Here is a 24,744-nt window from a genome sequence, read left to right as displayed (position 1 = left end):
ACAGGGGGAACTATTATGTCTGTAATGGATACAGTAAAAGAAATAGAACTTGATATAGATGTTTTTTCTGACGAGGGATTTGATTTAAAACGAAGCGTTATTGAAGCTAAAGAAATTGTAGAAAAATTAGAAAAAGAAAATCGTTGGCTTCGTGGTGAATTTGAAGACGATCATTGGGTAGTTAGTAGACTTTTATATAGTGAAAGTTACAACAGTTATAACTTTAGTCAATTTGATTCTGCACAATTTAATCATAAATTACCAAAAGAATTTAAAACGATTGTGAAATGCTGGATTGTCAACCTTATTGATAAATACAAAGAAACAGCAACTCATTGTTTGCTTCATTTTTCCAATGGATTCGAAGTGACGAAAGGGTTTCAAATAACAGAAATAAAAAATTTAGTAGATTTTATCGAATTTGGGGAACTAAGTCATAATTATAGACGAGATTTTGTAGACGTATTGTGTAATTTCTTTGATTATGCTGACTTAGAGATAGGTGATGATTATATTCCTCAACTTGTGGAATTAAAAGACAAAATGCCTAAACTTAAAAGTAATATAAGAAAATTGCCTTCTTCACAATATGTATTAACGTTTTCTTATTATCTAGAAAAACATTTTGAAGCCTTGATGGAAAGATTTGTAGATCAAGAAAATTTTGATAAGGAATTACTGACGGTGTATCCACTGGTAATATGGTGGAGGTTAACAACGATAATTCCACTTCGTGCTTCAGAGTTTTGTTTAATTGGACGAGATTGCTTGGTTGTAGACGGAGATAAATTTTATATACAATTGCCGCGAATTAAACAGAATGCAAGAAGAGTACAAATTATGGACAAAGTATCGGTAGACGAAGAAATGCATCAATTGATTAATCGTTATATCGATTTAACGAATCAGTATGGAAAAACAGATACTCTGATTTCATATCGTTCAATTTTGAGTGTTGTTAATGACAATCGAGGATATATGAAAAGAAATTCAAGTCAATTTAATATACGAAACCTAGAAACATTGATTCCAAGATTTTATAGAACAATTGAACAAGTTTATGGTTTTAAAATAGAAAAAGAACATTACCTTAGAACGAATGATACAAGACATATAGCATTCGTCTCGTTAATGATGCAAGGGTATAGCCCTGTTGAAATTGCGCGTCTAGGGGGACACAAAACAATCCAAACGCAATTACATTACAGTAATCATAAAGAGTACTGGGTGGATTGTGAAGTGTTTAAGCTAATGAAAAAAGTGAAAAATACTAGTCTCTCAAATAAACAAGTGGGGAATGTTCTTGATGAAATAAAGCTGAAAGCTTATGCAAGTGAAGAATCTTTTAAACGCAAAATGAAAATAGGGTTTTGTAAAGATGAAGAACAAAAATGTGAATCAAAGCGTTGTTATTTCTGTTCACACTGGGGAATCACACTAGAGGAGTACCTAGAAAAGAAAGAAACAATTCAAAAGGAAATATTTGAATTGAAAAGCAATGTAAATGAAATGACAGTAGCACTACAAAACCTAAATAAACAATTTCTACAAGACGAACTATCAAGAAGAAATCCAGAAATGTTAACGAAGATAAAAACGAAAGCAAATAAAATTCAGAGTGACATATACAAAATGGCATTACTAGGTTCTAAGTTAGAGGGAATGGAAGAAGGGAGAATGTTACATGACTAAAAGAGTGGGGCGTAAATCAAAATTAACTGAGGAAGAAGTGCGAAAAGTAATCTTGATGTTTAGAGAAAATGTACAAGGTATGGGGAATATTAGCTTTTCAGAGATTCACCGTTATGCGAATGAACTTCATGAACAAGGAGTCATATCAGCTTCTACCTCTGATGCATTTTGGAGAAAAGAAGGTCGTCTCGGTCGAATGGAAGTAGAAAAAGCAAATGAGGTTTTTAGTGAAACCATAACTGTGTCCAACGGAAAAGAAGTAAAAGTGCCAAATGTAGTAGATTTGGTCAATAAAAGATATAAAGATAAAGACGATCTGTTAAAGCATTTACTCTTCATGGAAAAGCAATTTCATGAGTCATTAGACAGAGAGAAGAAATTACAGAAAGATTTGTCTAAACTGCAAGAAAGTCACAATGAGCTGAAAGACAATCTGAAAAAAGAAAAAGAAAGTAAGGACAAGCTACAAGGTGTGGTATATAGACTGTATAGAACGCTCATGGGACATGCTAACGAAGAAGTAAACCAAAAAGTGGACTATGCCATGAAAACAGCATTTGAACAGCCTACGGCTTTCCTAGAGGGGTTTAAAGAGAAGGAAGAGGTACAAGAAGGGCCGAAGGTTCTTCCAATCGATAAGAAGCCAGTAAAGTCTTCGTTTGCAAGTAAGTTTAGAAAATAACATAAAAAAGAATCAAAACGCCTTCGAAGAGTTTCATTCGGAGGTTTTTTGATTTCGATCTTTGTATCCTAATTCTCGTTTGAGTCTATCTGTTTTTTCTTGGAGGACTTTTAGTTTTGCTTCGAACTCTGCTTGTTCTTGTTTTCGTTGTTCGCGCCGTAGTTTTACATAGTCTGAAATCGTAAATGTTTTAAGTTCTTCTATCTCGTCTTGTTCTTCATTTTCTTTTTCTTCAAACATAAAAGTCCCTCCTAGTAAAAAATGTCTCAGTGTTATGCAGGACTCCACCCAGTAACAGTATATGCGTTACCAGTAAAGAGTTTCCTAACAAAATGCTGGATGCACCCAGTAACAGTATATGCGGAGCATCTCAACGAAATACAGGATGCCCAGTCCAATAATAGTATATGTGTATTTGTACTTAAAAGTGAGTTAAAAATAGAGGTTTTAGAAGGGGTTAACAATCTATTTCGACCAATAGGTGTTGGGCGAAATGTAAATAACCTATGAGGCACAAGGGGAAATTAAAAGTGACCAAGAAAAAACGTACCTATAACTACCAAGATGCTTGGCGCATAATTTGCTTACCGACTGGAGTAGAACCAGTAAATGCAATTTTATCAACGAGTGGATGATTAACAAGAGCTTGTCCAGCTGATTCACCGAATCCAGGAACGATATTAATAACACCTTTCGGGAATCCAGCTTCTTCAATTAATTCAGCTAAGTATAAGGCAGATAGTGGAGTTTGTTCTGCAGGTTTTAAAACGATTGTACATCCTGTAGCAAGCGCTGCTCCCATTTTCCACATTGCCATAAGAAGTGGGAAGTTCCAAGGGATAATTTGACCAACGACACCAACAGCTTCATGACGTGTATAGTTAAAATAATCACCGGAAACAGGGATTGTTTGACCAACGATTTTCGTCGCCCAGCCAGCATAATAGCGCATATGCTCAATTGCAAGTGGTATGTCTGCTGCCATTGTTTCACGGATTGGCTTTCCGTTATCTAACGTTTCAAGCTGTGCAAGCTCTTCTTTATGTTCTTCCATTAAATCAGCTAACTTGTACATAAGCCGGCTTCGCTCAGCAGTGCTCATGCGAGACCAAGGACCTTCGTCAAAAGCCATGCGAGCTGCAACGACAGCTTTATGAATATCTTCGCGACCAGCTTCAGAAACGACGGCAAGTGTTTCGCCAGTTGCTGGGTTAGGTGTGTTAAACGTTTTACCGGAAGCGCTTTCAATGAAAGATCCATTCACATATAACTTTTTTGTACCTTGAAGAAACTTTTCTACCTTTTCATGAAGATTTACAGCTAGTTGACTCATTGTATAACCCCCTTGAAAATATAATGTAAACGCAGTACGAGACGGCGTTTATTCCGAAATCAAGGATGTGGAAACTAGATGGAAAGCCTCTAATTAAAATCATAATTAACAAATACTGAAAATTCAAATTTCATTTGTGTTACAATTGTAAAAAATATGTAATGTAAGAAAGTCTTCTATATGATTATAAAAAATCCTGCTTGTTTTTGCTTTCTAGTAGGAAAAACTAGAAGAACAATGGTACAATAATACATCGTGAGAGGAGGGAGAAAAATGAAGAATTATCATGATGATCCACGCTTTCGAATCGCCCATAGAGAAGCGTTAATTGGTCTTGGACTTGCTATTATCAATTTTATAATATGGTACGGATTTGCTTATGGGCTTGGTAGTAAAAATCCAAGTGAATATACATATGTATTTGGTTTTCCAGCATGGTTTTTTTATAGCTGTATCGTTGGATTTATCGTTATGGTTATTTTACTTAGTTTAGTTGTTCGTTTTGTATTTCAAGATATTTCACTCGATGAGGAAGAAAAAAGTGAGGAATAATAGATGAATTGGTATGTAATCATTCCAATGATAATTTCGTTTATCGTTGTATTTTTAATTGGTGTATATGCTTCAAGACGTGTACAAGCGACTGCCCATAATAAATTTTTGCAAGAATATTTTTTAGGTGGGCGTGAGCTCGGTGGTTTATTATTAGCGATGACAATGATTGCTACATACGGTAGTGCTAGTAGCTTTATTGGTGGTCCTGGTATTGCTTACAATATGGGGCTTGGATGGGTATTGTTGTCTGCGATTCAAGTTGTAACAGGTTATATCGTTTTAACAGTTATCGGTAAAAAGTTTGCAATTATCGCTAGGAAGATGGAAGCCATTACTCTTATCGATTATTTAAAGGGAAGATATAATAATAAAGCAGTTGTCATACTTTCTGCGTTATGTATTATTATCTTTTTATTTTCAGCAACAGTAGCTCAGTGGGTCGGCGGTGGCCGATTAATCGAGTCGCTAACGGGTCTTTCTTATACAACAGCACTATTTTTATTTACTTTTTCTGTACTTGTGTACGTATTAATTGGTGGATTTCGTGCAGTTGCTTTATCAGATACGTTATTAGGTATCATTATGTTAGTTGGAACGACAATCATCTTAATTGCTACTGTCGTTGCCGGTGGTGGAATTGAAAAGATTATGCAGGAACTTGTTCAAATCAATCCGAATTTAATTACACCATTCGGAGCAGATGGTAGTTTAACGAAATCATATGTGACATCATTTTGGATTTTAATTGGAATTGGCGTTGTCGGTTTACCGCAAATTAGTGTGCGTGCCATGTCTTATAAAAATTCAAAAGCGATGCATCAAGCGTTAATAATTGGGACGATTGTTGTCGGTACAATTATGATTGGTATGCATTTAACGGGTGTGTTCGCACGAGTCGTACTTCCAGGTATAACGGTACCAGATAAAGTAATGCCGCTACTCGCGATGGAAGTGTTGCCACCTTGGTTAGCTGGGGTTTTCTTAGCTGCACCAATGGCAGCGATTATGTCTACAGTAAACTCGTTATTGCTACTTGTAAGTTCATCAATCATTAAAGATATATACGTAAATTACATAAATAAAGATGCGGCAGATAGTACGATTAGAAAAGGGAGTTTATGGATTACTGCTATCGTAGGACTGCTCGTTTATGCAGCAGCAATTAAACCACCTGATTTTTTAATATGGTTAAATTTATTTTCTTTCGGTGGATTAGAAGCAGCATTCATTTGGCCAATCGTATTAGGATTATATTGGAGGAAAGGAAATGCAACAGGAGCGCTTGCATCTATTTTAGTTGGGGTAAGCTCATATATGTGTATCCATCTTTTCTATCCAAATCCGTTCGGTATACATACAGTTGTCTTCCCAATTTGTTTTGCGTTTATCGCTTATATTGTTGGAAGTATGAGTGCTGTAAAGAAAACAGTATAGGTTAGTGGGAGAACGTAGTCCTTAGAGGACTGCGTTTTTTCGTATAAATTTGTTCTTTTTATTCTGTAATCCTGTGAATATTCATAAATTAATAACAATTGAGGGGATGGAGTTGAGGGTGATGAAAAAAGTATTGTTTTTAGGAGACCCGGGAATTGATGACTCTTTGGCAATTATGTATGGATTGTTACATCCTGATATTGATATTGTTGGTGTAGTAACTGGATATGGAAATGTAACGCAAGAAAAGGCGACAAGTAATGCGGCATATTTATTGCAACTGGCAGGGCGGGAAGACATACCTGTTATTAATGGTGCGAAAATCCCTTTATCTGGAGATATTACAACATACTATCCAGAAATTCATGGGGCGGAAGGTTTAGGACCAATTCGACCGCCAAAAAATCTTTCTCCAAATATAAAGCCTTTTTGTGAGTTTTTTGACATACTTGAAAAATATAAAGGAGAATTAATTATAGTTGATGCTGGTAGGTCAACGACACTTGCGACAGCATTTATTTTAGAAAAACCATTGATGAAGTATGTGAAGGAATATTATATAATGGGCGGTGCTTTTTTAATGCCTGGCAATGTGACACCAGTCGCAGAAGCTAATTTTCATGGTGATCCTATTGCGTCACAATTAGTAATGCAAAATGCCAAGAATGTGACATTGGTGCCGCTTAATGTTACATCTGAAGCTATAATTACGCCAGAGATGGTAAAGTACATTACGAAACATTCTAAAACAAGTTTTAATAAATTAATTGAACCGATTTTTACGTATTATTATAAAGCTTATAGAAAATTAAATCCGAAAATAACAGGGAGTCCAGTACATGACGTCGTTACAATGATGGTTGCGGCAAATCCCTCTATTTTGGACTATGTATACCGCCGTGTCGATGTAGATACAGTAGGGATTGCAAAAGGAGAGAGTATTGCTGATTTTCGTCCTCAACCTGATGCAAAAGCTTTAAAGAATTGGGTTCGAATTGGTTGGTCGTTACACTATAAAAAATTCCTCGAAGATTTCGTTAAAATTATGACGTAGACATAATGGGAGAATACAAGTTAAAATAATGGAGATGATTACTAAAATAATCATCTCCATTATTTTGTTTGTAAGAGATAGATAGAGAAGAGCTACACAATAGGAGAGGAATTTTACTTGAAAAAAACTATAGTATGCGCAGTGATTGTGGGTATTTTCGTTTTGCTAATATCGGGTAATTTTTTAGTGAAAAAAGTTTGGAGTTCGAATAATGATGATGCGCAGTATATCGCATCCTTTATTGAAGAACATAAAGATGAAAAAAATAGCGCGCTTCTAGTAAAAAGAAATGATAAAGTCGTTTATTCTGTAAATCCGAATGTTGTATTGCCAGTTGCTAGTACAATGAAATTAATTGTGGCGCTTGAATTTACGAAACAAGTTACGGAAGGGAAAATTGATTCGTCTAGTTTTGTTTCCATAAATGATGTGAATCGTTATTATGTACCGAATACAGATGGTGGTGCGCAAGATAGATGGCAAAGGTATTTGGAGAAGACAGGTAAGATAACTGAAGGAGCGATTTCTTTAGAAGAAGTGGCAAAAGGAATGGTTAAGTTTAGTTCGAATGCGAATGCTGAATATTTAATGGAAGTGTTAGGATTAGATAATATTAATCGGAATTTACAAAGTTTATCGCTTCCAGCACATCAGCCGCTATTTCCAATTGTTTCATCTTTGTACATTCCAGGATATTTGCATAAAGAACTACACGTTCCGAAATATAAAATAGAGAAAAAGTTAAAAGAAATGTCTCAAGAGCAATATCGTCAATATGCGATGATTATTCATGAGCGCTTAAAAAAGAAGGGACCATTATTACAGAAGGAAATTCCTCTTTATTTAGAGGAACGTTACGATAAAATTTGGTCAGATCGATTGCCAGCTGCTTCTGCAAACGATTATATGGTACTGCTTCAAAAGGCAAATCATAAGGGTGGACTGACAGAAGCAGAAGAAAAAGTATGGGCTAACATCGTTGAAACAGATATGAGCGCTAAGAAATACCGTAAAACATTTAGACATGCAGGGCAAAAAAACGGCTATACGCCATGGACAGTTACAAAAGCAGTTTATGCGATGGATAAACGGGGGAACTGTACAGAAATAGTGTTTTTAGCAAATAATTTAAATGAGGACGACAGTGCAGAAATACGGAAACATTTAGCAAACTTGCATTTCCAAGTGTTGCAAAGTGATAAGTATGATGCGACTTTTATTAAATAAACTCGGTGCAGAGAGCACCGAGTTTATTTTTGTGTACAAGCACTTTTTTGCTATCTCTGGGTATGATGGGTAGTAATACTTAGGTGAAAGGGGAAAAGGTGATGAAACAAAGTAAAGAAGAGTTTATAAAGAGTGAAGGCGCTGATTTCCCTGGGAAAACATATGTGGATTGTGTATTACAACATGTATTTAATTTTCAACGAAATTACTTATTGAAAGATATGTTTCAAGTGCATAAAGCGCATATTACGATGCTGATGGAAGAAAATTTAATGAAAAAGGAAGAAGCTAAAGTTATATTACACGCGTTAAAAAAGGTAGAGGGAATGCCAGAAGAGCAATTGCTCTATACAGAGCAGCATGAAGATCTCTTTTTTTTAGTAGAACATTTAATTTCTCAAGAAGCAAAAAGCAATTTTGTAAGTAATATGCATATTGGTAGAAGTAGAAATGATATGGGTGTCACGATGTATCGCATGAGTTTAAGACGGTATGTATTACGATTAATGGAACATCATTTGTTATTGCAAGAGAGTATATTGCAACTTGCTGCTGATCATAAGGAAACGATTATGCCAGCTTATACCCATACACAACCAGCGCAGCCAACGACATTTGGTCATTATACGTTAGCGATTTATGATACGATGCAGAGAGATTTAGAACGCATGAAAAAAACGTACAAACTTTTAAATCAGTCCCCAATGGGAGCCGCTGCGCTAGCTACAACAAGTTTCCCAATTAAACGAGAGCGAGTTGCCGAGTTACTTGGGTTTACAAATGTAATTGAGAACTCATATGATGCTGTTGCTGGAGCGGATTATTTATTAGAAGTTAGCTCTTTACTTATGGTAATGATGACGAATACGAGCAGATGGATCCATGACTTCTTACTATTAGCGACGAAAGAATATGATGGTATTACTGTGGCGAAGCCATATGTGCAAATTAGTAGTATTATGCCGCAAAAGCGAAATCCAGTTTCCATTGAACACGCCCGTGCAATTACGAGTAGTGCTTTAGGAGAAGCATTTACAGTATTTCAAATGATTCATAATACACCATTTGGTGATATTGTTGATACAGAGGATGACTTGCAGCCATACTTATATAAAGGGATTGAAAAGACTATTCGTGTTTTTTCTATTATGAATGCAGTTATTCGAACGATGAAGGTTGAGGAAGAAACGTTGAAAAATCGTTCCTATAAACATGCAATTACGATAACTGATTTCGCAGATGCTTTAACAAAAAACTATGACATTCCATTTCGGCATGCGCATCATGCAGCGAGTGCTATTGCAAATATGTTATTGGAGCAGAAAAAGGAGCTTCATGAATTACATTTGAAAGATGTGAATATGTACTTACAAGAAAAATTTAATATAACTTTATTAGAAAAAGAGTGGAAAGAAATTATATCGCCAGAAGCTTTTATACAAAAAAGAAATGTATACGGTGGGCCGAGTAAAAAAGAAGTGGAGCGCATGATTAACAATCGAAAAGAGTTATTTCGACAAGAAGAAGAGGTATTTGAAAAGGAAAAACAGAGAATTTTACAAGCTGAAAATAATTTGAATACGTTAGCTTCGAATATTATTGAATCGTAAAAGAGGGATTTAGTGAATTAATCGCCAATACCTTAATAAAACTATAAATAGAGAGAAGAGATTGTCGATGATTCAATTGCATGTATATGAAGAGATTGTTAATTTTAAAGAAGAGGTTACACCATTTCTAGAAAAGAATGAGCAGGAAAATAATCTCATATTAGGCGTATTACAAATGGTCCACCAACCGATATTTATGGGGATAGCGAAACAAGGAGAAGAAATTGCGGTTGTATTTCTTCAAACAGAAGAGAAGAAACAAATTATTGTTGCTACGTCTGAAATTACGGAAGAGGACATCGTGGAACTTGCAAAAAAATTAGCGGAAGTATATCCAAATGTTCCTGGATTAATCGGTAATAAGAAAATTGTACAGAGATTAGCCGAAGAGATTGCAGTGTTAGCAAATAAGAAAACTACTGTTGCGATGGAGCAAGGTATATATGAATTAAAACAAGTGAAGAAAAAGTGGAACGGAGATGAAGTCTTTCGAGAAGTAAATAGTGATGAGCTAACATTAATAGAACAGTGGATATACCAATTTTGCGGAGATGTGAATCTTCCTACTACGAAAGAGGAAGCAAAACAAACGGCACATACATTAATTACTAATCATCGTTTATTTGGTCTAGAAGTAGATGGAAAACTTGTTTCTGTAGCAGCAAAAACACGTCCAACTAAAAATAATATAACAGTTAATTTCGTATATACGCCGAAAGAAGAAAGGAAAAAGGGATACGCATCTAATTGTGTAGCGGCACTTAGTCAACGTATGTTAGATGAAGGTTACAAAACAACGACATTATATACGGACCTGGCAAATCCAACATCGAATAAAATTTATCAAGAAATTGGTTATGAACAAATTGCGGAGTCTGTGCTTATATTTTTAGAGAAGTAGAACAAAAAGGCGTGCTAAAATAGCACGCCTTTTTGTTATTCATCAATTCTAATAACCTCGCCTTGAGGGAAGTCTTCGGTTTCTAGTAAGTTACGAATAGCTTTTGCAACGTATTCAGGTGATAATAGCTTTCCTTCTTCTTTTAATGCGATGAATCGATCTAAATTTGTGAAGTCTTCTTTATTTGTTTCCCGAATTTGTGCTTGCATATTTGTATCAACAACACCAGGTGCAAAAGCGACGATTTTTACTGGAAATTCTTTTGCTGCTTCTTCCGTTGCCACGCACTGTGTAAACATATTTACGCCAGCTTTCGTTGTACAATAAGCGCCCCATCCGAAGTAAGGATTTTTTCCTGCACCAGATGAGATGTTTATAACACGTTTATCTACTTTCCATTCTTTCGTATGTTTCATGAAAGTAGAGGTGAGAATCATAGGTGCAAGTAAATTAATGTGAACGTTCGTAATGAATTGTTCACTTTCTGCTTTTTCAATTGGCTTCATAGGAGCAACCGTACCCGCATTATTAATTAAATGAATAGAAGATACACTGTCTTCTTGAATAGATGAAATGATTTTGTTAAAGTTCGTTTCTAAATTATGTACATCTTGAAGATCTAAGGAGTGGAAAACACAATTGCTATTATATTGTTCTGCGAGTTTCGTAAGCTCTTTATTTTCTCTTCTAGAAATAGAGATGACAGTTGTATTTTTTTCTAACAATTGTGTGGCAATAGCCTCACCTAAACCTTGTGAAGTTCCTGTTATAATAACGTAGCGCATAGTTTTATAAACCCCTCTCATATGTGCGGAATTTTGTTGGACAACGTACATTGTATAGTTTGTCTACATTTTATAGTATAGAGCACTTTTTACTATAATTGAAATGAGATGATTGTGTGCCTTTTATAAATCGGTTTACGACAACAGTACCTGGTGCCGTCACGTTTACTGGGAATACGCTGGGACTTAGCCCTACATCGCCTGCACCAGGTAATATTTTTGGTACACTTGCTGTGTTTACGACAGTAAATACAGCGTTGCAAGTACCAGGATTCCCAGCGGGGACAACAGATGAGTGGCAATTGAATTCTTCAAGTGCAATTTTAAATCTTCCAGCGGGAAGCAGTGTGTTATATGCAGAATTAGTTTGGGCTGGTACTTTCCGGACTGATACGGAAGATGTTTTACCATTTTTAAATGATAACATTACATTTACAACGCCAGCAGGGACGTTTTCTGTTACGCCAGATCCTGCTACCGCGCAGCAAGGTTCAGTAGGAACCCAGTTTTATTATGCTCGCTCTGCCAATGTAACGAATCTTGTTAGTGCAGGTGGAGCAGGCACATATACTACAGGTGCCGTGCCAGCTGCAAGAACTTCAGCTGACCCAACAATTAGCCGTTCAGCGGGCTGGACGCTTGAGGTTGTGTATCAAAATGCAAGTTTACCACTTCGAAATTTGTCAGTATATGCAGGTCAAGAAATTATTGATGCTTCATCACCACCAGTTGATGCTACTATTTCCGGATTTGCTACGCCAGCTACAGGAGCTGTAACAGGAAGGGTACTTGTAACTGCTCAAGAAGGTGATTCTAACATTTCTGGAGATCAACTTCGCTTTGGACCGAATGCGAGTGCTACAGTTGCATTATTCGGGCCGAGAAACCCTGCAAATAATTTCTTCCAGTCTCAAATTTGTAATGACAGCGGAAATTTAGATACGAGCGGTACATTTGGAGATTTAAATCAGCCGTTAGGGGTAGCTTTGGCTGTCCGAAGACAGGGGTGGGATATTACGAATGTAGATGCCTCCGCATCTTTAGTAAACAATCAAACGTCAGCAACTGTTCGATTTGTTACAAATGGAGATGGATACGCTGCAGCTGGTTTTGGTGTTCAAATTGATGCAACAGGTCCAATTATTAATCCTGTTAAATCGGTCAATAGAACAGTCGCAGGGGTAGGGGATACTCTCACTTATACGATTACGGTCCCAAATACAGGAACAGGAAGTGCAGAAAACGTTGTATTACGTGATAGTATTCCGAGCGGAACGACGTTTGTTGCAGGTAGTGTAACGGTAGGAGGGGTAACACAGCCGAATGCGAACCCTGCTACTGGAATTAATTTAGGTACAATCCCAAATAATACGCAAAGAATTGTTACCTTTCAAGTGCGAATAACATCGTTTCCGAACCCCAATCCTATTCCAAATCGTGCAATGGTATCATATCAATTCCGTCCTTTCGTCGGTAGTCCACTTATTACTAGTATGTCTTCTTCGAATACAGTACAAACGACAGTGAATCAAGCAACTATAAGTATGCAAAAATCTGTAGATCTACAGACGGCAACGCTTAATGATGTATTAACGTACACGGTTAATGTGACGAATAATGGAAACGTTACTGCAAACAATGTTATTTTTGTTGATAGTATTCCTGCAGGAACAACATTTGTAGCAAACAGCGTTACGGTAAACGGAGTAGCACGTCCAGGAGCGAATCCAGCAAGTAGTATTAATCTAGGCAGTATTAATGCTTCGCAAACGACCGTAGTGCGCTTTCAAGTTCGAGTAACATCGAACCCTCTTGTCAATCCAATTCCGAACCGTGCAAGTGCAACATTTACCTTTACTCCAGTGCCTGGTCAACAACCAGTTTCTGGGCAAGCGACAAGTAATACTGTAGTTACGACAATTAATATAGCTGATATAACAACGAGAAAAACAGTGGATAAAGCTTTTGCAACGGTTAACGACGTTCTTACGTACACGGTAACAATTCAAAATACAGGAAATGTACTTGCAACGAACGTTATTTTTCAAGATCCAATCCCAATTGGAACGACATTTATCGCAAATAGTGTGACTGTGGATGGGATTTCACAACCTGGAGCAAATCCAGCGACTGGGTTTACAGTAGCTAATATATCTCCCGGCGGAAGTAGGACTGTTACATTTCAAGTACGAGTTACATCGACGCCATCAGGAGGCACGATTGCGAATCGCGGAAATGTAACTGCTAATTTCGTCGTTATTCCAAATCAGCCACCAATAACGATTAATAGACAAACGAATACAGTTGTGACACAAGTTAATACAGGCGGTTTAAATGTAATAAAAGAAGTGAATACAACGCAAGCCGCAGTAGGGGACACTTTAACGTACACAATTGCCGTTCAAAATACAGGAAACGTTTCGTTAACAAATGTATTTTTCCAAGACGCTATTTCTTCCGCTGTTTCATTTGTTGCAAATTCTGTAACAATTAATGGAGTACCGCAAAGTGGATTGAATCCGAATACAGGATTTTCTCTTCCGAATATTCCTGCGGCTCAAACCGTTGTAGTCACATTTGATGTATTAATTATACAGGATCCAGAAAATGAAGATATTTTAAATCAAGCAAATGTAACAGCAAGTTTTCAAGTGAATCCGAGTGAACCACCCGTAACAATCAATGTTCCGAGTAACATTGTGAATACAACTGTACAATCAGGTAACTTTGAAGTTGTGAAATCAGTAAATACGGATGTTGCAACGGTAGGGGATATTTTAGTATATACAATAGAAGTCATAAACGCAGGTAGTGTACCAGCTACAAATGTATTTTTCCAAGATTCAATTCCACAAGGTACATTATTTATTGAAAACAGTGTCTTTGTGAATGGGATCTTACAAGAAGGGGCAGATCCAGAATTCGGATTCCCATTAAATAATTTGCCCGCTGGTGCGAGTGTAATTGTTACATTTGAAGTATTAATTGATGAAGTTCCACTTGGAAATAATGTTGTAAACAGTGCGAATGTTACAGGAGATTTCCTTGTAAATCCAACAGAGCCACCGATTACTGTAACAGAACCAAGTAATACTGTTATGACGGTCGTAAATTCTTCAGGATTAAATGTAATAAAAAGTGTAAGCGCTACTGAAGCTGGTGTAGGAGATACGTTAACGTATACAGTACGTATACAAAATAGTGGGACAGTAGCAGCAACTAATGTATCGTTCCTTGATCCGATTCCAGTTGGAACCACTTTTGTAGCGAATAGTGTAACAATAAATGGGACACCTCAACCAGGTTTAAACCCGACAACTGGATTTCCACTTGCTAATATTCCAGTAGGAGGGATGGTAACAGTTACTTTCCAAGTAACAATCACGAGTGTACCACCAAATAGAGTTCTTCCGAATAATGCGAATGTAACTGCTGATTTCCAAGTAAGTCCTCTCCAGCCACCAATTACAATTGTAACGATTAGTAATATTGTTGTGACGCGAGTGAATGTAGGATCACTTAATATAATGAAGAGTGTAAATACACCACAAGCAGGAGTAGGGGATACGTTAACGTATACGATTCTTATTCAAAATACAGGAACTGTTCCTGCAACGAATATTATTTTTCAAGATCCAATTCCGTCCGGTACTGCGTTTGTAGCAAATAGTGTGACGATAAATGGAGTCGTTCAGCAAGGCGCGGATCCTATGGCAGGATTCCCAGTACCAAATATTCCGGTCGGGCAAACGGCCACGGTTACGTTTCAAGTTACCGTGACGAGTGTTCCGAGCGGTGGAAATATAAGAAACCAATCTAACGTTACTGCCAGTTTTCTTATAAACCCAGCAAACCCTCCAATAACGACTGTTACAAATAGTAATTTCGTTGTGACGCAAGTAAACACAGCACAGTTAAATATACAAAAAACTTCATCTGTACAACAAGCAGCACTTGGAGAAACTTACACGTATTCTGTTGTCATTCGTAATAATGGTACAGTAACAGCAACGAACGTTTCTTTCATTGATCCAATTGCTCCAGAAACAACATTTGTAGCAAATAGTGTAACGATAAATGGAACACCACAACCTGGATTTGATCCAAATGCTGGATTCCCGCTTCCTAATATTGCAGCTGGAACATCATTGACCGTAACGTTCCAAGTTACTGTGGTTGCACCATCTACACGTGGAGCAGTATTAAATACAGCATCTGCTACAGCCACTTTCTTATTAAATCCTTTACAGCCACCTGTAACAACAACGAACTCAAGTAATACAACGGTAGTTACAATACCATTACCTCCTCCTGGTGAAGTAACAGCAACAAAAACAGTTGACGTTGCAACTGGAGCGGTTGGAGATGTATTAACGTATACCGTGCTCATTTCAAACGTAGGAATTATACCAGTTACAGATGTGTTCTTCCAAGATGTCATACCAGAAGGAACAACGTTTGTAGAAGGTAGTGTAACGATAGGTGGAGTGCAGCAATTTGGTGTAAATCCAGAAATAGGATTTACAGTTACGCCATTATTAATCGCTGGTGGAAGTATTGAGGTCACGTTCCAAGTGACCATTACGGAAATTCCAGATAATGAAGTCATCTTAAATGATGCAGATGTTACATTTACTTCACAACCAAATCCGCAGGAACCACCGATTACAGAAACGATATTAACGAATTTAGTCGTTACGACAATTAATATAGCGTCTATTTTTCCGTTAAAACTAGTAGATAAAGAAGTAGCCACTGTAGGAGAAATATTAACGTATGATGTATTGATATTTAATTTCGGAACAGTGCCAGCGACCAATGTTCAATTTATCGATACGACTTCTGCTGGTGTAGCATTTGTACCAGGAAGTGTGAGCATAAACGGGGTACTGGCACCAGGGTTCGATCCTTTCATTGGTTTTACAGTTCCAAATATACCTGTAGATGATTTTGTAGTTGTCACATATCAGGAAGTGGTTACAAGCATACCAGAAGGTGGTACGATTGTTAACTTTGTAGACGTTACAGCTACATTTGCTGTAAGTGAAACAGAACCACCGATTACGGAGACGACGACAAGTAATACGACATTAACAGAAATCAATGAGCCTGGTTTGAATGTTTTAAAATCAGTAAGTCAGCCGGTTGTTGCAGTAGGTGATACAATCACATATACAACAGTAGTTCAAAATACAGGGACAGTGCCAGCAACGAATGTTCAATATAGTGATGTACTACCTTCTTCTATAGCATTCGTGCCGAACAGTGTAACGATAGACGGTGTGTTACAACCTGGATTCAATCCGAATAATGGATTCCCGCTTCCAGATATAAACCCAGGTGAAAGTGTAGAAGTCATCTTCCAAGTAACCGTTGTTAGTGCGCCATCAAACGGAACAATTGCCAATACGGCAAATGTAACTGGAAGTTTTGTATTAGTACCAGGAGAACCACCAGTTATAGTAACAGAGCCGAGCAATACAACACTTACAACTGTAAATAGAGGGCAATTTAATGTTATTAAACAAGTAAATAGGGTTGCTACTCTCGTTGGAGATATATTAACGTATACGGTTCAAATAACAAATACTGGAACAGTAACAGCTAATGCTGTTCAGTTTGTTGATACCATTTCAGCAGGGGCGTCATTTGTACCAAATAGTGTAACGATAAATGGAGTCCTGCAACCAAACTTAAATCCAATTACTGGCTTTGGAGTTGGAGATATACCAGTTGGTGAAACGGTTATCGTGACGTTTCAAGCGACAGTTACAAACATCCCGTCATCAGGAACAATTACGAACGTTGCAAATATAACAGGAAGCTTTACTTTAGTGCCAGGAGAACCACCAGTTGTAGTAACAGAGCCGAGTAATACGACGATAACTAGAGTGAATAGAGGACGATTCAGCGTTATAAAATCTGTAAATAAAGAAGCGACACGATTAGGAGATACGTTAACGTATAGTGTGCAAGTTACAAATACGGGAACGGTAACAGCAACGAATGTTCAGTTTATCGATGTTCCATCACCTAGTTTAGAATTCGTTCCTGGAAGTGTACAAATAAATGGGATTCCGCAAGTAGGTTTAGATCCATTTGTAGGCTTTTCATTACCGGATCTTGCTGTAGGGGATAGCGTATTAATTACATTTGAAGTAAATGTAATCGCAGTTCCGCCTTCTAGTAGTATTATGAATACAGCAAGAGTAACGGGTGATTTCGAATTGATTCCAGGAGAACCTCCGTCTACAATTACAAATTCAAGTAATACGACGGTTACGCCGGTAAATAGAGGTAGCTTAGATATGCTAAAAGAAGTAGACCATTCAATTGTTGGCGTAGGAGAAACGGTAACGTATACGGTTCGTATATTAAATACTGGTACTGCTGATGCAATGAATGTTCAATTTATCGATGTGCTATCTCAGGAAGCTGATTTCGTTCCAAATAGTGTAACGATAAATGGGGTTCTGCAACCGGGGATAAATCCGCAAATTGGATTTACGATACCAGATATTCCAGTTGGTGAGACGGCACTTGTAACATATAAAGCTACGATTACAAGTTTTCCGGATGGTGGAACAGTAGTAAACGTTGCTGGAGCGTTAGCAGAATATATTTTAGTACCAGGAGAGCCTCCAGTTACAGTGATGGACACGAGCAATACAGTTATTGTAACGGTAAATACTGCAATCTTATTTGTTGCAAAAGGAGCAAACTTTGAAGTAGCGATGGTAGGGGATGTTGTCACTTACGGAATTGCCGTTATAAATGATAGTACAGTTCCTGTGACCAACATTGTGTTAACGGATATCATTGATCCAAATACGTTATTTATAAATGGCACGGTAACGGTAAACGATGTAGCTCTTCCATTTGCTAATCCAAATACCGGTATTCCATTAGGTGATTTTCAGCCAAATGATGCGGCAATTATTAATTTCCAAGTTGTCATAACAGGAGGGCAAATAAATAATTTAGTCACAAATACTGCTATAGCAAATGGGCTCGCAATTGTAAATCCGAATGAGTTACCAGTAGTAGTGGAAGGTGATAGCAATACAGTTGTTATCCCGTTTATTCCTCAAAATGTCTCAACGACAGTCGTAAAAACGGCAGATTTACAGGCAGCAACGATTGGAGATGTCATTACGTTTACGACAGTTATTACAAATACGGGGGATACTGTCATACAAAATATTCGTTTTCAAGATATGTTAGATAGTAGTGTTCGATTTGTACTTGGAAGTGTAACGGTTGATAATACACCAGTACCAAATGTAAGCCCGGTATCAGGATTTCTTATAGGGAATTTAAATCCAGGTGAAGCACGAACAGTTTCGTTCCAAGTAGTAGTTCAGAGTGCCCCAAGTGGTTCGGGGAATTATATAAATCAAGCAAGTATTCGTTTCGAACATCAAGTAGGCACAGTGTTACCACCTGTTACACAAATAGTAGAAAGTAATATAGTTGTTATTCCATTTGTTCCAACGATAGAACAAATTTGCGAAACGAATCTTAATTGTTTAGGGAAAAGTTCTTTTCAATGTTCTCCGTGTGATCACTTGCAAATAAAGAGAAAATAAATGCAGAAAGAGCATCCTGTAAGAGAAGGATGCTCTTTCTATATGAATCAAGTAGATTCTTTTTCGGGTGAGCTGAAAAATTCATCAATTTTGTCGGAGAGTAGAAATGGAATAGCTCCTTTTATAACAGAAATGTCCCAGTCCCACCATGAGATATTTTCTAGTTTGTCAATTGTTTCTTGTGGGAAACGATATCGAACAAATTTTGCAGGATTACCAGCTACAATTGCATATGGTGGTACATCCTTTGTAACAACACTCTTTGCGCCAATAATGGCACCGTTACCAATCGTAACACCAGATAAAATGCAGGATTGATAACCAATCCATACATCATTGCCGACTACAATATCACCTTTTGAAGAGGGGTGACCAGTAATATGGGCTCCTTCGCTGAAAAGAGCGTTAAATGGATAAGTCGTTATCCAGTCCGCGCGATGTTCTCCGCCAAGTATGAAAACAACTTCTTCTCCTAATGAACAAAACTTACCTATTTTTAATTTCGTTTCATCATTCCAAGAAAAAATAGTTGGACCTACTTTACTATAAGTATAATCACCGATATCATACTTACTATATTCAGGTTTTTGATTTAAATATAACATGATTCTTCAACCTTCTTTCTCAATCAAGAAATAAGCGTGGAATATTATATGCAAGGTGTAGTAAGGTGACCAGTGTTAATAGGTAAAATAAATAAATGGGAGTGGAATGTATGAGATATGAAATGGGATTATATAATAAACCTTTTCAGTCAATTCAATCAGGAAAAAAAGTGTATGAAGTGCGCTTATACGATAAAAAGCGTCAACTCATAAAACAAGGCGATCATATTGTATTTACGAACCTTACGACAGCAGCAACGATGGCTGTAAAAGTAACGGAGATAAAACGATATAAAAACTTTCAAGCAATGTACGAACAAATTGATAAAAAATTATTGGATTGTGGAAATGATAGTTTAGAGGAAATGTTAGAAAGTACATACAAAATATATACGAAAGAACAAGAACAAAAGTGGGGAACAGTTGCGATCGGTATTGAGGTAATAAAATGACAAGAAATCGCGGCGCAGCTATCATTGTGCAGGAAGGGAAAATTGCTCTTATAAAACGTATCCAAGAAGATGAAACGTACTATGTTTTTCCAGGTGGAGGAATTGAAGAAGGAGAAACACCGGAAGAAGCAACAAAGCGAGAAATTTTTGAAGAATTAGGGGTACATATAAAAGTGGAGCATCTAATTGCAAAGGTGGAGTATAAGGGTACGGAGTATTATTTTAATGCCGATATTGTAGGTGGAGTTTTTGGAAGTGGTAAAGCTGAAGAATTCGAAATGAAAGATAGAGGGATTTATATTCCGTTATGGTTGCCGATATATGAGTTGGAAAAAGTGAATATAAAACCGTATGAAGTGGTTGAAAGTATATTAGAACATTATAAAATATAAGGTCTGACAACATACAAAAAAAACCATTGACATAGTCTTCTGATTTAAGTATTGTATTCGAGTATGTTTATAATCAGGAGGTTTATATGAGCAATCAAACAACTACACATCATGTGAAAATGACAACAGCAGATCCATCTGGAATTGGTCTATTTGGATTAGCGATGGTAACACTTGTAGCATCATCTCAAAAGTTAGGCTTAACAGATGGCGTTTCACTAGTATTACCATGGGCAATCTTTTTAGGAGGATTTGCACAAATCTTTGCTTGCATTCACGATGCAAAGCATAACAATACATTCGGTACAACAGCATTCGGTGCATACGGTCTATTTTGGCTAGGTGTTGGAATGACTTGGTTAATTCAACTTGGAGTATTTGGCGAAAAATTAGCACAAGCTGCAGATTCAAAACAGCTTGGTGTAGCCTTTATCGGATATTTAATTTTCACAATCTTTATGACAATTGGTGCAATGGAAACACATAAAGTATTATTTATGATTTTCGTCCTTATTGATTTCTTATTTATCGGTCTTTCATTAAGTACTTTAGGTGTTATGCCGCATGCAATGCATAATTTAGCAGCATATTCTGAACTTCTTATTTCATTATTATCTTTCTATGGTTCAGCAGCAGCAGTGTTAAACACACACTTTGGTAAAGTTGTTTTACCAGTTGGAAAGCCGTTTGGTATTTTTAAAAAGTAATAAAAAGCACAGATGATTGTATAGTCATCTGTGCTTTTTTATATGGAATAAATAAAAATAAAAAATACAATTGAAATTGATTATCATTATTAATATAATGAGAATGAGAATCATTTATTGTAAGAGGGGGATGCCAAAGTGGCGAAAATTTTAATAGCTTATGCAAGTATGTCAGGAAATACAGAGAGTATTGCTGATTTAATTAAAGTTAGTTTAGATGCTTTTGATCATGAAGTAGTATTGCAAGAAATGGAAGGCATGGATGCTGAAGAATTATTAGCTTATGATGGAATCATTTTAGGATCTTATACGTGGGGAGATGGGGAATTACCATTTGAAGCGGAAGATTTCCATGATGACTTAGAAAATATAGATTTATCAGGGAAGAAAGTAGCGGTATTCGGATCAGGTGATACGGCGTATGAACTATTTTGTGAAGCGGTAACGATATTTGAAGAAAGACTTGTAGAGCGCGGTGCAGAGCTTGTACAAGAAGGGTTGAAAATCGAACTAGCTCCAGAAGATGAAGAGGATGTTGAAAAATGCAGTAATTTTGCAATTGCATTTGCTGAGAAGTTCTAAGAATGGGAGTGTCAACGTGGAGACAATGTTAAGTGCGACCGCTATTACAAAGTTAAGAGATGGAAAGCTTATGTTAGCTACTACATATAATGGTTTATTTATTGAACAAGACGGAGAATGGAAACAAATTTTAAATGGTTTTCAAAAACGAATTAGGGATTTACATAGCGAAGATAATGTAGTGTATGGTGTAGGTGACGAAGGAATTTTTATTCGTAGTATGAATGGTGGAGAGAATTGGACGGTTCAACGTTTTCCAACAAAGGCAACGAGTTGGAATGTGTGTAGTAATATAGAAGGAACTGTCATTGCTCATGGAGATAAAACGTTGTATCATTCGAATGATTTTGGTTCGACATGGGAAACCGTTCATCCATTTCTTGAATATGGTGGCGGAGCACCATCTATTCGATCGTTGTTTTTATATAAACATTACTTATTTATCGGTACGAAAATACATGCTAAATATGGTGGTGTTTGGCTCTTTAATTTGGAGACACGTAAATTAAAGAGGATTAAAATCGTAATGAATCAGATGATTTCAGCGTTGACGTTACACAATTCTTATTTAGTAGCAGCCAGTGGGTCGTGCAAGGGGATTAGCGGTAATATTTCTTTTTGTAAAATAGATGAAAGTATAGAGAGTGAAAAAACATATTGGCACACATGTCAAAGTGAGCAAAAAGCAAGTAGCTATTTAGACTTAAGTGTAGATCAACATGTGTTATATACAACGTCAACGCAAAATAAGGCTGGGATTAGTACTGTTTGTCGTGTACTTTTAGAAGAAGGAATTGTAACAGTATGTGATTCAGTTAAAGGGCATGGCTGGCGCATTGTGAACCAAAAAGAAGCCTATTTTGTAGCGGGATCAGGTGAATCAAAAGCGATGCAGTGGAAGAAAAAAATTGTATAGCAAAAAAACTTTGCTTTTATTATATTGATATGATATATTATATTTAAACCATTTTACTTTTAATAATATAGAGATTTAAATGAGCTGTAACTTCCGAGGAGGATAGCAATGTTAAATCTCCTCAGAGTTGCAGTTTTTTTAATGTCTGACTTATTTTTGTAAAGTGGTTGAAAATGAATATGTACATATAGGTACATTGTAGGAGGATTTTTTACATGCAAAACGGTAAAGTAAAATGGTTTAACTCAGAAAAAGGTTTCGGATTCATCGAAGTTGAAGGCGGAGAAGACGTATTCGTTCATTTCTCAGCTATCCAAGGCGAAGGTTTCAAAACTTTAGAAGAAGGTCAAGAAGTTACTTTCGAAGTAGAACAAGGTAACCGTGGACCTCAAGCTACAAACGTTAACAAGAAGTAATTGTGGAAGAAAGAAGGGCTTGCCCTTCTTTTTTTTTTTGCGTTTTAATTGAAGAACCTCCTATGTACATAGCATAATGAGATTGAATTTTCGTTTTTTAGATGAAGTATTACATGCATAAAGTGTATGAATAAATAAATACTGAAAATAAAGTATGTGTGTGAAAAGGAATGTAGAAAGAGGTAAATAAATTGAAAAACACTACACATTTTATTGTGTTTGATATAGAGAGAAATTTTAGGCCGTACAAATCAGAAGATCCGTCAGAGATAGTTGATATTGGAGCTGTAAAAATAGAAGCAAGTACAATGAAGATAATTGGAGAATTTTCGGAGTTAGTAAAACCCGGTGCACGACTTACTCGTCATACGACAAAATTAACGGGAATTACAAAGAAAGATTTAATGAATGTAGAGAAATTTCCGCAAATTATAGAGAGATTTATTCAGTTTATAGGAGAAGATTCTATATTTGTTACATGGGGAAAAGAAGATTATCGATTTCTATCTCATGATTGTACGTTACATGGTGTAGATTGTCCGTGTATGGAAAAAGAAAGAAGAATTGATTTGCAAAAGTTTGTTTTCCAAGCGTATGAAGAATTGTTTGAGCATACACCAAGTTTACAATCTGCAGTAGAACAGCTCGGTTTAATATGGGAAGGGAAGCAGCACCGTGCTTTAGCGGATGCTGAGAATACAGCGAACATACTTCTTAAAGCATATAGCGAGAGAGAGATTACTAAAAGGTATAAAAGACATGGTGAACTCGAGCTTGTAAAGGATGGAAAATTAACAGAAAAAGCGAAAAAAAAGATGCGAAAATGGGTATTTAAAGAAATGAGAAAAAATACAGAGCGTCCTTTCGCTTGGAGTACATTTGAAAGTAGTGACACGTGGGAAAGTATAACGGAAAGATATGATATAAGTGAATCTACAATAGAACTACTGAAAAAGCATTTTCGTACGGCGGTTAGAAAGGCGGAAAGGCAGATTAGGTATTTGGCTGAGATGGAGAAGAATGCAGAGGTTAAATGACATTCTTCTCTATTTCTAGCTACATAAATTTACTGTCATTGTATTGATGGATGAATAAAGTATTCATATAAATAGGAATTGATTTGTTGTGCTACTTTGAAATTTAAGGTGTGGTAAGAAATTTTTTAATATATTCATAAAATTAGAGCCCATAGAAATGAAAGAGGGTAAAGTTGAATGGAAGCAATCTTTAACATTGTAACAGTTTTAGTTTTTGGGATAATATTTACCACGCTATTAGCGGTAATTACACTTCCTTTCATAGCACAGAAGAAGAATTGGAAAAGGCTTAATATATCTTTAAATCGTGGTGTATTAAAGATTAAAATAGAAGAGTAAGCTAAGAGTCTTATATATATGGGAGGTGTGATAGTGATAGACTTGGATATTAACGATGTTACCGTACAGATGGAATTAAACGGAGTCTTTTGGAATGAGGATGGGATTGCTGAAATGACGGTGACTACAAAAGAAGAACATTCTCTTATTCTTCGTCTAGTAGTTGATTTAGAAAGGAAAACGATTAGGGCGACGAGTATTGAAATAGTGAATGGATTCTGTCCGCTATGCAAACAGAAAAGGAACGAATGTAGTGAATTGAATGACTTGCAAAACAAAATGGATATTTTAGAAGAAGCTTACGATTGGGTGAGAGAGCATCCAAAATATCGTTTTCAATTATCTTTTTACGAGTACAATAAATTTGAGGTAGTAAAGTGAAAATTTCATTTTACCAATATACATAGTGACTACTCTAATGGAAATACACTTGTAC

The 24,744-nt window shown here is 36.5% G+C and carries 22 protein-coding genes and 1 pseudogene; 19 read left to right on the top strand and 4 right to left on the bottom strand.

Going from position 1 to position 24,744, the window contains the following annotated elements; genetic code table 11:
- Positions 1-15: 15 nt before the first annotated feature.
- Together BAQ46_RS05760 and BAQ46_RS05755 are read left to right on the top strand one after the other, a co-directional pair.
- A complete protein-coding gene (locus BAQ46_RS05760) occupies positions 16-1,692 on the top strand; it encodes a tyrosine-type recombinase/integrase (protein ID WP_061157475.1) in 1,677 nt (558 codons plus the stop codon).
- Positions 1,685-2,374, top strand: coding sequence for a hypothetical protein (locus BAQ46_RS05755; protein ID WP_061157476.1), 690 nt, complete (start codon positions 1,685-1,687; stop codon positions 2,372-2,374). The genes BAQ46_RS05760 and BAQ46_RS05755 overlap by 8 nt, the downstream gene beginning before the upstream one ends.
- A 33-nt stretch (positions 2,375-2,407) precedes the next feature.
- Here the strand turns inward: BAQ46_RS05755 and BAQ46_RS05750 are convergent, their stop codons facing one another.
- A complete protein-coding gene (locus tag BAQ46_RS05750) occupies positions 2,408-2,614 on the bottom strand; it encodes a hypothetical protein (RefSeq protein ID WP_061157477.1) in 207 nt (68 codons plus the stop codon).
- Between the two features lie 21 nt (positions 2,615-2,635).
- Here BAQ46_RS05750 and BAQ46_RS30300 point away from each other — a divergent pair, with 21 nt between their 5' ends.
- Entirely contained in the window at positions 2,636-2,884 is a 249-nt protein-coding gene (locus BAQ46_RS30300) for a hypothetical protein (protein WP_131801177.1), read from the top strand.
- 52 nt (positions 2,885-2,936) lie between these two features.
- Here BAQ46_RS30300 and dhaS read toward each other — a convergent pair.
- A pseudogene (dhaS, locus tag BAQ46_RS05745) lies at positions 2,937-3,707 on the bottom strand (aldehyde dehydrogenase DhaS); the annotation flags it as partial.
- Positions 3,708-3,980: 273 nt separating this feature from the next.
- Between dhaS and BAQ46_RS05740 the strand changes: the two are divergent.
- From BAQ46_RS05740 to BAQ46_RS05715, 6 genes are all read left to right on the top strand, one after another.
- Positions 3,981-4,259, top strand: a complete 279-nt coding sequence (locus BAQ46_RS05740; RefSeq protein WP_000800722.1) for a YhdT family protein — start codon at positions 3,981-3,983, stop codon at positions 4,257-4,259.
- A 3-nt stretch (positions 4,260-4,262) separates the two neighbouring features.
- Entirely contained in the window at positions 4,263-5,696 is a 1,434-nt protein-coding gene (panF, locus tag BAQ46_RS05735; protein WP_001104829.1) for a sodium/pantothenate symporter, read from the top strand.
- Positions 5,697-5,802: 106 nt separating this feature from the next.
- Positions 5,803-6,750, top strand: coding sequence for a nucleoside hydrolase (locus BAQ46_RS05730; protein WP_155005152.1), 948 nt, complete (start codon positions 5,803-5,805; stop codon positions 6,748-6,750).
- A 117-nt stretch (positions 6,751-6,867) separates the two neighbouring features.
- Positions 6,868-7,977, top strand: a complete 1,110-nt coding sequence (locus BAQ46_RS05725; RefSeq protein ID WP_000751358.1) for a serine hydrolase — start codon at positions 6,868-6,870, stop codon at positions 7,975-7,977.
- 101 nt (positions 7,978-8,078) lie between these two features.
- Positions 8,079-9,587, top strand: coding sequence for an argininosuccinate lyase (gene argH / locus BAQ46_RS05720; RefSeq protein WP_071741770.1), 1,509 nt, complete (start codon positions 8,079-8,081; stop codon positions 9,585-9,587).
- A 67-nt stretch (positions 9,588-9,654) separates the two neighbouring features.
- Positions 9,655-10,488: a GNAT family N-acetyltransferase gene (locus BAQ46_RS05715; protein WP_048557163.1), complete on the top strand. Its 834-nt coding sequence runs from the start codon at positions 9,655-9,657 to the stop codon at positions 10,486-10,488.
- A gap of 35 nt (positions 10,489-10,523) precedes the next feature.
- Here the strand turns inward: BAQ46_RS05715 and BAQ46_RS05710 are convergent, their stop codons facing one another.
- A complete protein-coding gene (locus tag BAQ46_RS05710) occupies positions 10,524-11,273 on the bottom strand; it encodes a (S)-benzoin forming benzil reductase (protein WP_001271062.1) in 750 nt (249 codons plus the stop codon).
- Positions 11,274-11,389: 116 nt separating this feature from the next.
- Here BAQ46_RS05710 and BAQ46_RS05705 point away from each other — a divergent pair, with 116 nt between their 5' ends.
- The gene (locus BAQ46_RS05705) at positions 11,390-18,862 is read left to right on the top strand and encodes a DUF7507 domain-containing protein (protein WP_071741769.1); all 7,473 of its coding nucleotides are present in this window, start codon (positions 11,390-11,392) and stop codon (positions 18,860-18,862) included.
- A gap of 47 nt (positions 18,863-18,909) precedes the next feature.
- On the opposite strand, the gene BAQ46_RS05700 is transcribed toward BAQ46_RS05705, so the two are convergent.
- A complete protein-coding gene (locus BAQ46_RS05700) occupies positions 18,910-19,467 on the bottom strand; it encodes a CatB-related O-acetyltransferase (RefSeq protein WP_000966320.1) in 558 nt (185 codons plus the stop codon).
- A 110-nt stretch (positions 19,468-19,577) separates the two neighbouring features.
- Between BAQ46_RS05700 and BAQ46_RS05695 the strand changes: the two genes are divergently transcribed.
- From BAQ46_RS05695 to BAQ46_RS05655, 9 genes are all read left to right on the top strand, one after another.
- Positions 19,578-19,919, top strand: coding sequence for an ASCH domain-containing protein (locus tag BAQ46_RS05695; protein WP_001268357.1), 342 nt, complete (start codon positions 19,578-19,580; stop codon positions 19,917-19,919).
- Positions 19,916-20,311 carry an NUDIX hydrolase gene (locus BAQ46_RS05690; protein WP_000197779.1) on the top strand — a complete coding sequence of 132 codons (396 nt, stop codon included), beginning with the start codon at positions 19,916-19,918 and terminating at the stop codon, positions 20,309-20,311. The genes BAQ46_RS05695 and BAQ46_RS05690 overlap by 4 nt, the downstream gene beginning before the upstream one ends.
- 86 nt (positions 20,312-20,397) lie before the next feature.
- The gene (locus BAQ46_RS05685; protein ID WP_000070938.1) at positions 20,398-21,018 is read left to right on the top strand and encodes an acetate uptake transporter; all 621 of its coding nucleotides are present in this window, start codon (positions 20,398-20,400) and stop codon (positions 21,016-21,018) included.
- Between the two features lie 138 nt (positions 21,019-21,156).
- A complete protein-coding gene (locus BAQ46_RS05680; RefSeq protein ID WP_001062756.1) occupies positions 21,157-21,600 on the top strand; it encodes a flavodoxin in 444 nt (147 codons plus the stop codon).
- A gap of 16 nt (positions 21,601-21,616) precedes the next feature.
- Positions 21,617-22,516: a WD40/YVTN/BNR-like repeat-containing protein gene (locus BAQ46_RS05675; protein WP_071741768.1), complete on the top strand. Its 900-nt coding sequence runs from the start codon at positions 21,617-21,619 to the stop codon at positions 22,514-22,516.
- Positions 22,517-22,731: 215 nt separating this feature from the next.
- Complete coding sequence (cspB, locus tag BAQ46_RS05670) at positions 22,732-22,932, top strand: cold shock-like protein CspB (RefSeq protein WP_001179150.1); 201 nt, start codon at positions 22,732-22,734, stop codon at positions 22,930-22,932.
- A 191-nt stretch (positions 22,933-23,123) separates the two neighbouring features.
- Entirely contained in the window at positions 23,124-23,969 is an 846-nt protein-coding gene (locus tag BAQ46_RS05665) for an exonuclease (RefSeq protein ID WP_071741767.1), read from the top strand.
- Between the two features lie 177 nt (positions 23,970-24,146).
- Positions 24,147-24,308, top strand: a complete 162-nt coding sequence (locus BAQ46_RS30600) for a hypothetical protein (RefSeq protein ID WP_000387292.1) — start codon at positions 24,147-24,149, stop codon at positions 24,306-24,308.
- 33 nt (positions 24,309-24,341) lie between these two features.
- Positions 24,342-24,689 carry a hypothetical protein gene (locus BAQ46_RS05655; RefSeq protein ID WP_071741766.1) on the top strand — a complete coding sequence of 116 codons (348 nt, stop codon included), beginning with the start codon at positions 24,342-24,344 and terminating at the stop codon, positions 24,687-24,689.
- Positions 24,690-24,744 lie beyond the last annotated feature (55 nt).

This window comes from Bacillus paranthracis, from assembly GCF_001883995.1.
Classification (GTDB): Bacteria; Bacillota; Bacilli; order Bacillales; family Bacillaceae_G; genus Bacillus_A; species Bacillus_A paranthracis.
This window is presented reverse-complemented; position numbering and strand designations above follow the sequence as displayed.